At 42.3% G+C, this 790-nt stretch carries 2 protein-coding genes and 1 pseudogene; all 3 read right to left on the bottom strand.

The window, feature by feature from the left end; translation table 11 throughout:
* Positions 1-239, bottom strand: a 239-nt coding sequence (locus tag L1D47_RS20910) for a hypothetical protein (RefSeq protein ID WP_239886638.1), incomplete at its 3' end; no start/stop codon positions are given.
* A 43-nt stretch (positions 240-282) separates the two neighbouring features.
* Positions 283-429, bottom strand: coding sequence for a hypothetical protein (locus tag L1D47_RS20905; RefSeq protein WP_157822693.1), 147 nt, complete (start codon positions 427-429; stop codon positions 283-285).
* Positions 430-557: 128 nt separating this feature from the next.
* Positions 558-790: pseudogene (locus L1D47_RS20900) on the bottom strand (IS4 family transposase); the annotation flags it as partial.

Below are 790 nucleotides of genomic sequence, written 5' to 3'. Positions count from 1 at the left end.
ATAAATGATTGCACCAATACAGATAACCAATAGAAAGATATCGAACACCTTGACCCCATATTTAAAATGTCTTGCGATACAAAAAAAGATAATACCGGCGCAATAAAAAACAAAACATTCCCACCAATACTAACTGAGTCTGAAATAAAATCACCTTCACTTTTAAAGTTTGAACTAACCCCTAAAAACCACATGAAAGCTAAAATTAAACCAACAACAAAAAAAAATCGACTAATCATGGCAGGCCTCCTTTTAAGATGCGGACCTACGCCCGCATAATTACTACTTTTGCTCAGACATTGCATCTACAGCGCCGTAAGCGAATCCAGCAGCACCAGCAAATGTTCCTAAATAAGCTGCTGCAAAGTAAACAAAGAATGCCATGCCACCAGAAATTTCTAGTTTCTCATTAGCAGTTAACTCTTGCATATTATTCTCCTATTTAATTCTCTCGATTATAAAAATAGTATCCAAAAGCAGCCAGACCTGCCACAGCTCCTGCGCGACCTAACCACATTGCGGCGACAACCACCGGTGCAAAACCCTGTAGGATCCCCTCATAATTCATACCCCCAGCAGCCGTAAATGAGTGATAACTCAGCCAGCTTCCTGGCAGCATGGAGTAGGTCATCGGCTGACATTGGGTATCTGTCTCGTCGTCGCATCAGCTCTTTTCCCATCCGCACTATCGATAACACATTACGTTTCTTCACCGTATTGGCCTGGAAATGTCGTTGCAATTGCTTCGCTTCACCAAAGAGTCCCACCCACCAAAATGCCAATTGCACCA

This window comes from Shewanella sp. Isolate7, assembly GCF_022398425.1.
Lineage (GTDB): Bacteria > Pseudomonadota > Gammaproteobacteria > Enterobacterales > Shewanellaceae > Shewanella.
Note: the sequence above shows the minus strand (reverse complement) of the source record. Positions and strands in the feature narration are given on the sequence as shown.

What these genes read in the sequence shown, in the direction of transcription:
- L1D47_RS20905 (WP_157822693.1), bottom strand. Translation starts at nt 429, where the DNA reads ATGCAAGAGTTAACTGCTAATGAGAAACTAGAAATTTCTGGTGGCATG.